A 14,080-nucleotide genomic window follows, 5' to 3' on the forward strand; every position below is an offset into this window, starting at 1 on the left:
TTCGACTTAGGTTTTTTTGTATTTATTTTTATTTACCGCATGTTATAATCCATAAATTTAATAACGCTAAAGACGAAAAAAGAATGAAATAGAGACTGTTTAAAATAATAGCAATGATTTTTTGTGTTCCTGATTTTCCTAATGCGGCTAAAGTAATACTTAAAATAGGACACATTATTTCTATCATAAGTATATATTTTAAATAATGAGATGCTATAAATAAGTATTCAATAATTACAACAATTACTGCGATAGAAAAAATAAATAGGATAATAGCGTAGTTCTTTCTTTCACGTTTATCCTCCTTAGAAATTAAATCGTTATAATAAAAGTTCTATTGATGTGTAGAATACAAGAGTGTACATATTTTGATTTAAAACATACTGAAGTACTATATAAACGATTATAAGTAAATAGATCTCTAGAAATATATATTCTAATTCCCTTTTCTTCTTGCATATAGTTGCAATTCTTCTTTTGAATATAACTAAAACACGAACGTTATTGACTACTAATAAAAAAACATTCGATTATTTATTGACATCGTTTATGAAATATTGTTAATATAGCCATAGAAACAATAATATAAGACCTCATATAATCGCGGGGATATGGCCTGCAAGTCTCTACCTAACGACCGTTATTCGTTAGACTATGAGGGAAAGTCACTCGGTATTTTTCTATTCACAAGGGATACGTATGCCTGAGTAGAGCGCTTTCTCTCATAGTAAAAGAGAAACTGTTCTATTTCAGGCTTTTTTTATTTGAATCGGGGGGATTCTAATATGAAATCACTAGTTGGAGTCATAATGGGAAGTACATCAGACTGGGAAACAATGAAATATGCTTGTGACATTTTAGATGAATTAAATATACCGTATGAGAAAAAAGTTGTATCCGCTCATCGGACTCCGGATTATATGTTTGAATATGCAGAGACGGCTCGTGAACGTGGATTGAAAGTTATTATTGCTGGAGCTGGTGGAGCAGCACATTTACCAGGAATGGTTGCAGCGAAGACAAATCTTCCTGTAATTGGAGTTCCAGTTCAATCAAAAGCATTAAACGGCTTAGATTCATTATTATCCATCGTCCAAATGCCAGGAGGTGTTCCAGTTGCAACTGTTGCAATTGGTAAAGCCGGTTCAACGAATGCTGGATTACTTGCTGCACAAATACTTGGATCATTCCATGATGATATACGTGATGCATTAGAATTGAGACGAGAAGCGATTGAAAAAGATGTGCGTGAAGGTAGTGAGCTAGTATGACGAGAATCATTTTACCTGGAAAAACAATCGGCATTATTGGAGGCGGCCAGCTAGGAAGAATGATGGCATTGGCAGCCAAGGAGATGGGATATAAAATTGCTGTTTTAGATCCTACAAAGCATTCACCATGTGCACAAGTTGCTGATATTGAAATTGTTGCACCGTATGACGATTTAAAGGCAATTCAGCATTTAGCAGAGATAAGTGATGTTGTCACATATGAATTTGAGAATATTGATTATAGATGTTTACAATGGCTTGAAAAACATGCTTACTTGCCACAAGGTAGTCAGTTGTTAAATAAAACACAAAATCGTTTTACAGAAAAGAATGCAATTGAGAAGGCTGGGTTACCAGTAGCAACGTATAGATTAGTTCAAAATCAAGATCAGCTTACAGAAGCAATTGCTGAGTTATCATTCCCTTCCGTCTTAAAAACGACGACAGGTGGATATGATGGGAAAGGGCAAGTTGTTTTAAGAAGTGAGGCTGATGTTGAGACAGCAAGAGATCTTGTGGATAAAGCAGAGTGTATTTTAGAGAAATGGGTGCCTTTTGAAAAAGAAGTATCCGTTATTGTGATTCGTAGTGTAAGTGGTGAAACGAAAGTATTTCCGGTAGCGGAAAATATTCATGTAAATAACATTTTGCATGAATCTATCGTTCCAGCTCGTATTACAGAAGAGCTTTCTCAAAAAGCAATTGCTTATGCAAAGGTACTTGCGGATGAATTAAAACTTGTGGGAACACTAGCTGTAGAGATGTTTGCTACAGCTAATGGTGAGATTTACATTAATGAATTAGCACCAAGACCTCACAATTCAGGACACTATACACAGGATGCATGTGAAACGAGCCAATTTGGTCAACATATTCGAGCAATCTGTAATTTACCTCTAGGAGAAACAAATTTGTTAAAACCAGTTGTCATGGTAAACATTTTAGGCGAACATATAGAAGGGGTCCTAAGACAAGTGAATAGATTAACCGGGTGCTATTTACACTTGTATGGAAAAGAAGAAGCAAAAGCACAGCGAAAAATGGGGCATGTTAATATTTTAAATGATAATATTGAAGTCGCTCTAGAAAAAGCGAAGAGTTTGCATATTTGGGACCATCAAGAACAACTGTTGGAGGGAAAAAGATGATTAGTCGTTATACACGCCCTGAAATGGGTGCGATTTGGACGGAAGAGAACAAATTTAAAGCGTGGTTAGAAGTTGAGATTTTAGCTTGTGAAGCATGGGCTGAGCTTGGCGATATTCCAAAAGAAGATGTTAAAAAAATTCGTGAACATGCATCATTTGATATTGATCGTATTTATGAAATTGAAAAAGAAACACGTCATGATGTAGTTGCATTCACTCGTGCTGTATCAGAAACGCCAGCACTAGGCGAAGAACGTAAATGGGTTCATTACGGTTTAACATCTACAGATGTAGTAGATACAGCATTATCTTACATCTTAAAACAAGCGAATGAAATTATATTAAAAGACTTAGAGAACTTTGTAAGCATTTTAGCTAACAAAGCGAAAGAGCATAAATACACAATCATGATGGGAAGAACACACGGTGTTCATGCAGAACCAACAACATTCGGTTTAAAACTTGGTCTTTGGTATGAAGAGATGAAACGTAACGTAGAGCGTTTCAAACAAGCTGCTGATACAGTTCGTGTTGGTAAACTATCTGGTGCGGTTGGTACATATGCAAATATCGATCCATTCGTAGAAAAATATGTTTGTGAAAATCTAGGATTAGAAGCAGCACCAATTTCAACACAAACATTGCAACGTGATCGTCACGCACACTACATGTCAACACTTGCATTAATCGCAACATCTATCGAAAAGATGGCAGTTGAGATTCGTGGCTTACAAAAGAGTGAAACACGTGAAGTTGAAGAAGCTTTCGCAAAAGGCCAAAAAGGTTCTTCTGCAATGCCACATAAGCGTAATCCAATTGGATCTGAAAATATGACTGGTTTAGCTCGTGTTATCCGCGGTTATATGATGACAGCTTATGAGAATGTTCCATTGTGGCATGAGCGTGACATTTCTCACTCTTCAGCAGAACGCGTAATTTTACCAGATGCTACAATCGCATTAAATTACATGTTAAATCGCTTTGGTAATATCGTTAAAAACTTAACTGTATACCCAGAGAATATGAAACGCAATATGACAAGAACATACGGCTTAATTTATTCTCAGCGCGTAATGCTTACACTAATCGACAAAGGTATGGTACGTGAAGAAGCTTATGATATCGTACAGCCTAAAGCGATGGAAGCTTGGGAAACACAAGTACAATTTAAAGAGCTTGTAGAAGCTGATGAGCGCATTACAAGCAAGTTAACACAAGAAGAAATTAATGAATGCTTCAACTATGAGCATCATATGCAACACGTTGATACAATCTTTGAACGCCTTGGATTAAACGAAGCGTAAAATTTCATATGGCACAGAATAGAGTCATTCTGTGCCATTCTTTATAAAAATATTATTCACATTTTTCAAACTACAGGGGGCTTGCGAAATGCAAAAGCTAGAATTGCTGTATGAAGGTAAGGCAAAAAGAATTTATCGTACAGAATCAGCAGATATGGTTTGGGTAGAGTACAAAGATAGTGCGACTGCTTTCAATGGGGAGAAAAAAGAGACGATTACAGGAAAAGGTCGTTTGAACAATGAAATTACAACTTTATTGTTCAGAAAGTTACAAGAAGTAGGAATTAAAACACATTTTGTTGAGAAGTTATCTGAAACAGAACAACTTGTTAAAAAAGTGAGTATTATTCCTTTAGAAGTTGTCACAAGAAATGTAATTGCAGGAAGTCTTTCAAAACGATTAGGAATGGAAGAGGGAACTGTACTTGCAGAACCAATCGTAGAATTTTACTTCAAAGATGATAATTTAGGAGATCCGCTTGTAACGGAAGATCATATTCGTGTATTAAACGTTGCATCGCCAGAGCAAGTAAGCGTATTACGAGATATGGCTCTACAAATCAATCAAGTGTTGATTGATCATTTCGCAAGCTGTCGTGTAAGATTAGTAGATTTCAAATTAGAGTTTGGTGTAACGGAAGAGGGAGAAATCATATTAGCGGATGAAATTTCACCAGATACTTGCCGTTTATGGGATGAAACGAGCAATGAGAAGTTTGATAAAGACGTATTCCGTCGCGATCTTGGAAATTTAACAGATGCTTATGAAGAGATTTTAAAACGTTTAGGGGGAATTTCACATGTATAAAGTTAAGGTATATGTAACATTAAGAGAAAGCGTATTAGATCCACAAGGAACAGCGGTAAAAGGAGCTCTTCATAGTCTTTCATTCACAGAAGTACAAGACGTTCGAATCGGAAAGTACATGGAACTAACAATTGATAAATCTGTATCTGACTTAGATAGCAAGGTAAAAGAAATGTGTGAAAAACTATTAGCGAACGTTGTAATGGAAGACTTCCGTTATGAAGTTGAGGAGGTTGTCGCACAGTGAAATTTGCCGTAATAGTATTTCCAGGTTCGAACTGTGATGTCGATATGTTCCATGCAATTAAAGATGAGCTTGGCGAAGAAGTAGATTACGTTTGGCACGATACAGAGAATTTAGATGAATATGATGCAATTTTACTACCAGGTGGATTCTCTTACGGTGACTACTTACGCTGCGGTGCTATTTCTCGCTTTGCTAATGCAATGAAAGCAGTACAAAAAGCTGCTGAGCAAGGAAAGCCGATTTTAGGTGTATGTAATGGATTCCAGATTCTTGTTGAATCAGGATTACTACCAGGAGCATTAATGAGAAACGAAAACTTAAAATTTATGTGTCGTACTGTTCAGTTGCGTGTTGAAAATAATGAAACGATGTTTACATCACAATATGAAAAAAATGAAGTAATCAATATTCCAATCGCTCATGGTGAGGGGAATTACTATTGTGACGAAGAGACTCTTAAACAATTAGAAGAGAATAATCAAATCGCATTCCGTTACGTAGAAAATCCTAACGGTAGCGTTTCAGATATTGCTGGTATTGTAAACGAAAAAGGAAATGTACTTGGTATGATGCCACATCCAGAGCGTGCTGTAGATGAATTACTTGGCGGTGCTGAAGGGTTAAAAGTCTTTCAATCTATCTTAAAACAGTGGAGGGAAACATATGTCGTTAATGCTTGAACCAAATCCAACACAAATTAAAGAAGAGCGTATATATGCGGAAATGGGGCTAACAGACGAAGAGTTTGCCATGGTTGAAAAGATTTTAGGTCGTCTGCCAAATTATACAGAAACAGGATTGTTCTCTGTAATGTGGTCTGAACATTGTAGTTATAAAAATTCAAAACCAGTTCTTCGTAAGTTTCCAACGACAGGTGAGCGCGTTCTGCAAGGACCTGGAGAAGGCGCTGGAATTGTAGATATCGGTGATAATCAAGCAGTTGTATTTAAAATGGAAAGTCATAACCATCCTTCAGCTATTGAACCATATCAAGGAGCAGCAACAGGTGTTGGTGGTATTATTCGTGACGTATTCTCTATGGGAGCACGTCCGGTAGCTCTATTAAACTCACTTCGTTTCGGTGAATTACAGTCACCACGTGTGAAATATTTATTCGAAGAAGTAGTAGCAGGAATTGCAGGATACGGTAACTGCATCGGTATTCCGACTGTTGGCGGCGAAGTACAATTTGATCCATGTTACGAAGGAAATCCACTTGTAAATGCAATGTGCGTAGGTTTGATTAACCACGAAGACATTAAAAAAGGGCAAGCGCACGGTGCTGGTAACACAGTAATGTACGTAGGAGCATCAACTGGTCGTGACGGTATTCACGGTGCAACATTCGCGTCGGAAGAACTATCTGAAAGCTCAGAAGCGAAACGTCCAGCGGTTCAAGTAGGGGATCCATTTATGGAAAAACTTCTTATTGAAGCGTGTTTAGAATTAATTCAATCTGATGCACTTGTTGGAATTCAAGATATGGGTGCGGCTGGTTTAACATCATCATCTGCAGAAATGGCAAGTAAAGCAGGAATGGGTATTGAAATGTACTTAGATGATGTACCACAACGTGAAACAGGAATGACACCATATGAAATGATGCTGTCTGAATCACAAGAGCGTATGTTAATTGTTGTGAAAAAAGGTAGAGAACAAGAAATAGTAGATTTATTTGAGAAGTATGGTCTCGCAGCGGTTACGATGGGGAAAGTAACGGAAGATAAAATGCTTCGTTTATTCCATAAAGGTGAAAAGGTAGCTGAAGTTCCAGCAGATGCTTTAGCAGAAGAAGCACCAATTTATCATAAACCATCAAAAGAAGCAGCATACTTTGCTGAATTCCAAGCAATGAAAATGGAAACGCCAAAAGTAGAAAATTATAAAGAAGCGTTATTCGCTCTATTACAGCAACCAACAATTGCAAGTAAAGAGTGGGTATACGATCAATACGATTATCAAGTTCGTACAAGCACAGTGGTTACACCAGGTTCAGATGCAGCAGTTGTACGTGTACGCGGTACAGAAAAAGGATTAGCAATGACGACAGATTGTAATTCTCGCTACATTTATCTAGATCCAGAAATGGGCGGTAAAATTGCAGTAGCAGAGGCAGCGCGTAATATCGTATGCTCTGGCGGTGAGCCACTTGCAATTACAGATTGCTTAAACTTCGGTAACCCAGAAAAACCAGAAATCTTCTGGCAAATTGAGAAATCAGTAGACGGTATGAGTGAAGCTTGTCGCACATTACAAACACCAGTTATCGGCGGAAACGTATCGATGTATAACGAACGTAGTGGCGAAGCTGTATATCCAACACCAACTGTTGGGATGGTCGGACTTGTACATGACTTAAAACATGTAACAACACAAGAGTTTAAGCAAGCTGGTGATTTAGTTTATATAATCGGTGAGACGAAAGCTGAGTTTGGCGGAAGTGAATTACAGAAAATGATTCACGGAAAAATTTTCGGTCAATCACCAAGTATCGATCTAGATGTAGAATTAAAACGCCAAAAACAAGTATTAGAAGCAATTCAAGCTGGTCTTGTTCAATCTGCACATGATGTTGCTGAGGGTGGTTTAGCAGTTGCAATTTCAGAAAGTGCAATTGGTGCTAACGGCTTAGGTGCTACTGTGAAATTAGATGGAGAAGCAACAGCAGCATTATTCGCTGAATCACAGTCTCGCTTCGTGATAACTGTAAAACGTGAAAATAAAGAGGCGTTTGAGAAAGCGGTAGAAGCAATCCAAGTTGGAGAAGTAACAAGTACAAATGAAGTAACAATTCATAATGAAGAAAATGAAGTATTACTTACAGCAAATGTAGATGAAATGAGAAAGGCTTGGAAAGGGGCAATCCCATGCTTGCTGAAATAAAGGGGTTAAACGAAGAATGTGGCGTTTTCGGAATTTGGGGGCATGAAAATGCAGCACAAGTTTCATACTACGGATTGCACAGTTTACAGCACCGTGGGCAAGAAGGCGCAGGCATTGTCGTAAATAATGGGGAAAAAATCGTCGGTCACAAGGGGTTAGGTTTAATATCAGAAGTGTTTTCAAGAGGTGAGTTAGAAGGATTAAATGGAAAATCAGCAATCGGACATGTACGATATGCAACAGCTGGTGGAAGTGAAGTTGCTAACGTTCAACCATTGTTGTTCCGTTTTTCCGATCATAGTATGGCGTTAGCTCATAACGGAAATTTAATTAACGCAAAAATGCTTCGTCGTGAATTAGAAGCAGAGGGAAGTATTTTTCAAACTAGTTCAGATACAGAAGTACTTTTACATCTTATTAAACGTAGTACGAAAGACTCTTTAATTGAAAGTGTAAAAGAGGCTCTAAATAAAGTGAAAGGTGCTTTTGCGTATCTTTTACTAACTGGAAATGAAATGATCGTTGCGTTAGATCCAAATGGATTCCGTCCGCTTTCAATTGGAAAGATGGGGGATGCTTACGTTGTAGCATCTGAAACATGTGCTTTTGATGTAGTAGGTGCAACATACATTCGCGATGTAGAACCTGGTGAATTACTTATCATTAATGATGAAGGAATTCACGTAGATCGTTTCACAAACGATGTAGAACATGCGATTTGTAGTATGGAATATATTTACTTTGCACGACCAGATTCTAATATTGCTGGTGTTAACGTTCATGCAGCGCGTAAAAATATGGGGAAACGTTTAGCAGCGGAAGCTCCTATTGAAGCGGATGTTGTTACTGGTGTACCAGACTCTAGTATTTCAGCTGCGATTGGCTATGCGGAGGCAACAGGCATTCCGTATGAATTAGGATTAATTAAAAATCGTTACGTTGGACGTACTTTTATCCAGCCTTCTCAAGAACTGCGTGAGCAAGGGGTTAAGATGAAGCTTTCCGCAGTAAGAGGTGTGGTTGAGGGGAAACGAGTTGTTATGATTGATGACTCTATCGTAAGAGGAACGACAAGTAAACGAATTGTTCGTATGCTTCGTGAGGCTGGAGCGACAGAAGTTCATGTAAGAATTGCTTCACCACCTCTGAAATATCCATGTTTCTATGGCATTGATATTCAAACGAGAAAAGAATTAATTGCAGCAAATAATACAGTAGAAGAAATCCGCGAAATGATCGGAGCAGATTCTTTAACATTTTTAAGCGAAGATGGATTAGTAGATGCAATTGGACGTCCATATGAAGGGAAATATGGCGGCCTATGCATGGCTTACTTTAATGGGGACTATCCAACAGCTCTTTATGATTATGAGCAAGAGCTTTTAGAAAGTATGAAATAAGAAAAGTGAAAAAAGCTTCTACTTCTTTTGCTGTAGAAGCTAGCTTTTTTCTTAAAACGGCCCGCCCTGGATGGGGAGAAATTAAAAGACGAGGTGTAAATAACGATGGCGAATGCATATAAGCAAGCAGGAGTAGATATTGAAGCTGGATATGAAGCGGTATCTCGCATGAAAAAACACGTACAAACAACTATGAGAAAAGAAGTACTAGGCGGTTTAGGCGGTTTTGGAGGTATGTTTGATCTATCAAAATTTGCATTAGAAGAACCTGTATTAGTATCTGGAACAGATGGCGTGGGAACAAAATTGATGCTCGCTTTTATGGCAGATAAACATGACACAATTGGTATTGATGCAGTAGCAATGTGTGTAAATGATATTGTTGTCCAAGGAGCAGAGCCGCTTTTCTTCCTTGATTATATTGCTTGTGGTAAAGCTGAACCTAGTAAAATTGAAAACATCGTCAAAGGTATATCAGAGGGCTGTCGCCAAGCTGGTTGTGCATTAATCGGTGGAGAAACAGCTGAAATGCCAGGAATGTATTCTACGGAAGAATATGATTTAGCTGGTTTTACAGTTGGGATTGTTGATAAAAAGAAAATTGTAACAGGTGAAAAGATTGAAGCTGGTCACGTGCTAATTGGCTTAGCATCTAGCGGTATTCATAGCAATGGTTACTCTTTAGTACGAAAAGTGTTACTAGAAGATGGAGAACTATCTTTAGAGCGTATTTATGGACGCTTAGAACTACCTCTTGGTGAAGAATTATTAAAACCAACGAAAATTTATGTCAAACCTATTTTAGAACTATTGAAGAAGCATGAAGTATACGGTATGGCGCACATTACAGGGGGCGGATTTATTGAAAATATCCCACGTATGTTGCCAGAAGGAATTGGTGCTGAGATTGAACTAGGATCTTGGAAAATTCAGCCGATCTTCCATTTACTTCAAGAAGTTGGGAAACTGGAAGAGAAAGAAATGTTCAATATTTTTAACATGGGTATTGGTATGGTAGTAGCAGTGAAGGAAGAAGATGCAAAAGATGTTGTCCGTCTTCTTGAAGAGCAAGGAGAAACGGCTCGTATTATTGGACGTACTGTACAAGGAGCTGGCGTTACTTTTAATGGGGGCAAAGCACTATGAGTAGATTAGCAGTTTTTGCTTCTGGAAGTGGATCTAACTTTCAATCTCTCGTTAATGCGGTAGAAGAAAAAAGATTGGATGCAGAAATTAGTTTATTAGTATGTGATAAACCAGAAGCACGTGCTGTTGGGCGAGCGCATTATCATCATATTCCGTGTTTCGCTTTTTCAGCGAAAGCATATGAGTCCAAAGAAGCGTTTGAAAAAGAGATATTAAAGAAGCTAGAAGAATATGAAATTGATTATATTATTTTAGCTGGATATATGCGTTTAATCGGGCCGACGTTACTAGAAGCATACGGCGGAAAGATTATTAATATTCATCCATCATTACTACCGAGCTTTCCGGGTAAAGATGCTGTCGGTCAAGCGTTAGAAGCAGGTGTGAAAGTAACTGGAGTAACAATTCATTATGTAGATGCAGGTATGGATACAGGGCCAATTATTGCGCAAGAAGCAGTGGTTGTTTCTGAAGGGGATACGAGAGAAAGCTTACAAAAGAAAATTCAGCAAGTTGAACATAAATTATACGTAAATACAGTGAATCAAATTGTTCAGTCTGTGAAAGAAGCAACTGTTAACTAACATACAACCAGGGGTGAAGGATAAATGAAAAAGCGTGCATTAGTAAGTGTTTCAGATAAAACAGGAGTAGTAGAATTTGTTAAAGGGTTACTAGAGCAAGGGATTGAAGTTATTTCAACAGGTGGTACGAAAAAGTTACTAGAAGAAAACGGCTTACAAGTAATTGGTATTTCTGAAGTAACTGGTTTCCCTGAAATTATGGATGGTCGTGTGAAAACTTTACATCCAAATATTCATGGTGGTCTATTAGCAGTTCGTGATAATGAAACACATGTAGCGCAAATGAATGAATTAGGTATTCAAGCAATTGATTTTGTTGTTGTTAACTTATACCCATTTAAAGAAACAATCGCTAAGCCTGATGTAACATTTGCTGATGCAATTGAAAATATTGATATCGGTGGCCCGACAATGATTCGCTCTGCTGCGAAAAATCATAAATTCGTATCTGTAATTGTAGATCCAGTAGATTATGATATTGTGTTAGCAGAACTGAAAGAGAACGGTGAAGTAGCAGAGGAAACGAAACGTAAACTAGCAGCGAAAGTATTCCGTCATACAGCAGCGTATGATGCGTTAATTTCTAACTACTTAACAGAGCAAATGGGTGAAGAAAGTCCAGAAACATTAACTGTGACATTTGAGAAAAAGCAAGACTTACGTTATGGCGAGAACCCACATCAAAAAGCAACTTTCTATAAAGCGCCATTCGCAGCAACTTCTTCTGTTGCATACGCAGAACAATTACACGGTAAAGAATTATCGTATAACAATATTAATGATGCAGACGCAGCGCTTAGCATCGTAAAAGAATTTACAGAACCAGCAGTAGTAGCAGTAAAACATATGAATCCATGTGGTGTTGGAGTAGGAACTAATATTCACGAAGCATATACTCGTGCTTATGAAGCAGATCCAGTATCAATCTTCGGCGGTATTATTGCAGCAAATCGTGAAATTGATAAAGCTACAGCAGAAAAGTTACATGAAATTTTCTTAGAAATTGTTATCGCACCTTCGTTCTCGCAAGAAGCTTTAGAAGTGTTGCAAAGTAAGAAGAACTTACGTTTATTAACTATAAATATTGAAAAAGCGACAAGTGCAAGCAAAAAACTAACTTCTGTACAAGGTGGACTTCTCGTTCAAGAGGAAGATACGTTATCATTAGATGAAAGTACAATTTCAATTCCAACGAAACGTGAACCTTCAGAGCAAGAATGGAAAGATTTAAAACTAGCTTGGAAAGTTGTAAAACATGTGAAATCAAATGCAATTGTTTTAGCGAAAGATGACATGACAATTGGTGTCGGTGCGGGACAGATGAACCGTGTAGGTTCTGCAAAAATCGCGATTACACAAGCTGGTGAAAAAGCACAAGGTAGCGCGCTTGCATCTGATGCTTTCTTCCCAATGCCAGATACATTAGAAGAAGCAGCAAAAGCGGGAATTACAGCAATCATTCAACCAGGCGGATCAATCCGTGATGAAGATTCTATTAAAGTGGCAGATACGTATGGGATTGCTATGGTGTTCACTGGCGTACGTCATTTCAAACACTAATAGAGGATGTTTAAAAAGTCCGGTCAAGATAACCTTCGCATGTCGTCGTTGCATCGCCAGTGCGGTACTCATGTAGGAAAGCTACACTCCGTGTCCTCCTGGCAAATGCGCCTAGACCTGCTCGGTGCTCTTGATCCTCCTTTTTAAACCTTTATTAAGATGGATGTTTAAAAAGTCCGGTCAAGATAACCTTCGCATGTCGTCGTTGCATCGCCAGTGCGGTACTCATGTAGGAAAGCTACACTCCGTGTCCTCCTGGCAAATGCGCCTAGACCTGCTCGGTGCTCTTGATCCTCCTTTTTAAACCTTTATTGAGATGGATGTTTAAAAAGTCCGGTTAAGATAACCTTTTATTGATATGAAAAAGCAAACTAGGAGCATAGCTTCTAGTTTGTACTTATTTAATTATTGGGGGATGAAATATGAATGTTTTAGTAATTGGCCGCGGTGGGCGTGAGCATGCTTTAGCTTGGAAGTTTGCACAATCTGCAAAAGTGAAAAAGGTATATGTAGCACCAGGTAATGAAGGTATGCGAGATGTTGCAATACCAGTTGATATTGATGAAAATGATTTTGATGCATTAGTTTTATTTGCCAAAGAGAATAATATTGAGTTAACTTTCGTTGGACCAGAAATTCCACTTATGAATGGAATTGTTGATCGTTTTAAAGAAGAGGGACTTCGCGTATTTGGTCCGAATAAAGCGGCTGCTGTTATTGAAGGTAGTAAAGCTTTTACAAAAGAGCTTATGAAAAAGTATGATATTCCAACTGGGGCGTACGAAACTTTTACCGAGTATGAAGAAGCAGTACAGTACATTCAAAAAGTTGGTGCACCAATCGTTATTAAAGCTGACGGATTAGCTGCTGGTAAAGGGGTAACGGTAGCAATGACGCTTGAAGAGGCATTACAGGCTGTGAAAGAAATGCTACAAGATGTGAAGTTCGGCGCGGCAAGTAAGAAGGTTGTTATTGAAGAGTTTTTAGATGGACAAGAATTTTCATTAATGGCATTTGTAAATGGAACAACTGTACATCCGATGGTAATCGCTCAGGACCATAAACGAGCTTTTGATGCTGATAAAGGACCAAATACAGGCGGAATGGGTGCATATTCTCCAGTACCACAAATTCCAGAATCAGCAGTCCAAGAAGCGATTCAAACCGTATTACATCCAACTGCTCAAGCAATGATCCAAGAAAATCGATCGTTTACAGGGATTTTATATGCAGGGCTTATTTTAACAAATGATGGTCCAAAGGTAATTGAATTTAATGCACGCTTTGGTGATCCTGAAACAGAAGTTGTATTACCTCGCTTAGAAAATGATTTAGTTGATGTATGTAACGCTGTATTAGATGAAAGTGAGTTAGTGTTAGAGTGGTCAGAGGAAGCAGTAATTGGTGTTGTACTTGCTTCAAAAGGATATCCAGAAGCGTATAAAAAAGGTGAAATTATTACAGGATTAGATCGTTTAGAAGATGCTATTGTCTTTCATTCAGGTACAGCGATGAAACATGGGGATTTTGTAACAAATGGTGGCCGTGTACTATTTATTGCTTATAAAGCGAAAGACTTACAAGAAGCGAAAGATAGAGTGTATAAAGAAATCGCAAAGATTGAGAGCGATGGCTTATTTTATCGTAGTGATATAGGATATCGTGCGATTGGGCATGAGATTACGCGAAGCTAACATATGTTAGCTTCTTTTTTTATAGGAAATAGAGT

The 14,080-nt window shown here is 38.0% G+C and carries 12 protein-coding genes, 1 pseudogene and 1 riboswitch; of the genes and pseudogenes, 12 read left to right on the forward strand and 1 reads right to left on the reverse strand.

Features of this window, described 5'->3' with window-relative positions; translation table 11 throughout:
• Positions 1-28: 28 nt before the first annotated feature.
• Positions 29-294, reverse strand: a pseudogene (locus DN400_RS30160) (hypothetical protein).
• A 279-nt stretch (positions 295-573) separates the two neighbouring features.
• A riboswitch (purine riboswitch) is annotated at positions 574-675 on the forward strand.
• A gap of 110 nt (positions 676-785) precedes the next feature.
• Here DN400_RS30160 and purE point away from each other — a divergent pair.
• The 12 genes from purE to purD all read left to right on the forward strand — a co-directional run bounded on the left by purE (position 786) and on the right by purD (position 14,045).
• Positions 786-1,271: a 5-(carboxyamino)imidazole ribonucleotide mutase gene (gene purE, locus DN400_RS19300; protein ID WP_000839370.1), complete on the forward strand. Its 486-nt coding sequence runs from the start codon at positions 786-788 to the stop codon at positions 1,269-1,271.
• Entirely contained in the window at positions 1,268-2,419 is a 1,152-nt protein-coding gene (purK, locus tag DN400_RS19305) for a 5-(carboxyamino)imidazole ribonucleotide synthase (protein ID WP_000196767.1), read from the forward strand. Before purE ends, purK begins: the two co-directional genes overlap by 4 nt.
• Positions 2,416-3,723, forward strand: coding sequence for an adenylosuccinate lyase (gene purB / locus DN400_RS19310; protein WP_000625682.1), 1,308 nt, complete (start codon positions 2,416-2,418; stop codon positions 3,721-3,723). The genes purK and purB overlap by 4 nt, the downstream gene beginning before the upstream one ends.
• An 88-nt stretch (positions 3,724-3,811) precedes the next feature.
• Positions 3,812-4,531 carry a phosphoribosylaminoimidazolesuccinocarboxamide synthase gene (gene purC, locus DN400_RS19315; RefSeq protein WP_001170549.1) on the forward strand — a complete coding sequence of 240 codons (720 nt, stop codon included), beginning with the start codon at positions 3,812-3,814 and terminating at the stop codon, positions 4,529-4,531.
• Entirely contained in the window at positions 4,524-4,778 is a 255-nt protein-coding gene (gene purS, locus DN400_RS19320) for a phosphoribosylformylglycinamidine synthase subunit PurS (RefSeq protein ID WP_000278823.1), read from the forward strand. The genes purC and purS overlap by 8 nt, the downstream gene beginning before the upstream one ends.
• Entirely contained in the window at positions 4,775-5,458 is a 684-nt protein-coding gene (gene purQ / locus DN400_RS19325; RefSeq protein WP_000666784.1) for a phosphoribosylformylglycinamidine synthase subunit PurQ, read from the forward strand. Before purS ends, purQ begins: the two co-directional genes overlap by 4 nt.
• Positions 5,442-7,661 carry a phosphoribosylformylglycinamidine synthase II gene (gene purL / locus DN400_RS19330; protein WP_000055560.1) on the forward strand — a complete coding sequence of 740 codons (2,220 nt, stop codon included), beginning with the start codon at positions 5,442-5,444 and terminating at the stop codon, positions 7,659-7,661. The genes purQ and purL overlap by 17 nt, the downstream gene beginning before the upstream one ends.
• Positions 7,646-9,061 carry an amidophosphoribosyltransferase gene (gene purF / locus DN400_RS19335; RefSeq protein WP_000879026.1) on the forward strand — a complete coding sequence of 472 codons (1,416 nt, stop codon included), beginning with the start codon at positions 7,646-7,648 and terminating at the stop codon, positions 9,059-9,061. The genes purL and purF overlap by 16 nt, the downstream gene beginning before the upstream one ends.
• A 105-nt stretch (positions 9,062-9,166) precedes the next feature.
• A complete protein-coding gene (gene purM / locus DN400_RS19340) occupies positions 9,167-10,207 on the forward strand; it encodes a phosphoribosylformylglycinamidine cyclo-ligase (RefSeq protein WP_001262442.1) in 1,041 nt (346 codons plus the stop codon).
• Positions 10,204-10,791 carry a phosphoribosylglycinamide formyltransferase gene (gene purN, locus DN400_RS19345; RefSeq protein ID WP_000088577.1) on the forward strand — a complete coding sequence of 196 codons (588 nt, stop codon included), beginning with the start codon at positions 10,204-10,206 and terminating at the stop codon, positions 10,789-10,791. Before purM ends, purN begins: the two co-directional genes overlap by 4 nt.
• Positions 10,792-10,815: 24 nt before the next feature.
• Positions 10,816-12,351, forward strand: a complete 1,536-nt coding sequence (gene purH / locus DN400_RS19350) for a bifunctional phosphoribosylaminoimidazolecarboxamide formyltransferase/IMP cyclohydrolase (RefSeq protein WP_000745406.1) — start codon at positions 10,816-10,818, stop codon at positions 12,349-12,351.
• Positions 12,352-12,773: 422 nt separating this feature from the next.
• Complete coding sequence (gene purD, locus DN400_RS19355; RefSeq protein ID WP_065229661.1) at positions 12,774-14,045, forward strand: phosphoribosylamine--glycine ligase; 1,272 nt, start codon at positions 12,774-12,776, stop codon at positions 14,043-14,045.
• Positions 14,046-14,080: the final 35 nt, after the last annotated feature.

The organism is Bacillus sp. AR8-1 (assembly GCF_008042345.1).
Taxonomy (GTDB): Bacteria; Bacillota; Bacilli; order Bacillales; family Bacillaceae_G; genus Bacillus_A; species Bacillus_A cereus.

What these genes read in the sequence shown, in the direction of transcription:
- purS (WP_000278823.1), top strand. Translation starts at nt 4,524, where the DNA reads ATGTATAAAGTTAAGGTATATGTAACATTAAGAGAAAGCGTATTAGAT.
- purE (WP_000839370.1), top strand. Translation starts at nt 786, where the DNA reads ATGAAATCACTAGTTGGAGTCATAATGGGAAGTACATCAGACTGGGAA.
- purF (WP_000879026.1), top strand. Translation starts at nt 7,646, where the DNA reads ATGCTTGCTGAAATAAAGGGGTTAAACGAAGAATGTGGCGTTTTCGGA.
- purL (WP_000055560.1), top strand. Translation starts at nt 5,442, where the DNA reads ATGTCGTTAATGCTTGAACCAAATCCAACACAAATTAAAGAAGAGCGT.
- purD (WP_065229661.1), top strand. Translation starts at nt 12,774, where the DNA reads ATGAATGTTTTAGTAATTGGCCGCGGTGGGCGTGAGCATGCTTTAGCT.
- purK (WP_000196767.1), top strand. Translation starts at nt 1,268, where the DNA reads ATGACGAGAATCATTTTACCTGGAAAAACAATCGGCATTATTGGAGGC.
- purH (WP_000745406.1), top strand. Translation starts at nt 10,816, where the DNA reads ATGAAAAAGCGTGCATTAGTAAGTGTTTCAGATAAAACAGGAGTAGTA.
- purM (WP_001262442.1), top strand. Translation starts at nt 9,167, where the DNA reads ATGGCGAATGCATATAAGCAAGCAGGAGTAGATATTGAAGCTGGATAT.
- purN (WP_000088577.1), top strand. Translation starts at nt 10,204, where the DNA reads ATGAGTAGATTAGCAGTTTTTGCTTCTGGAAGTGGATCTAACTTTCAA.
- purB (WP_000625682.1), top strand. Translation starts at nt 2,416, where the DNA reads ATGATTAGTCGTTATACACGCCCTGAAATGGGTGCGATTTGGACGGAA.
- purC (WP_001170549.1), top strand. Translation starts at nt 3,812, where the DNA reads ATGCAAAAGCTAGAATTGCTGTATGAAGGTAAGGCAAAAAGAATTTAT.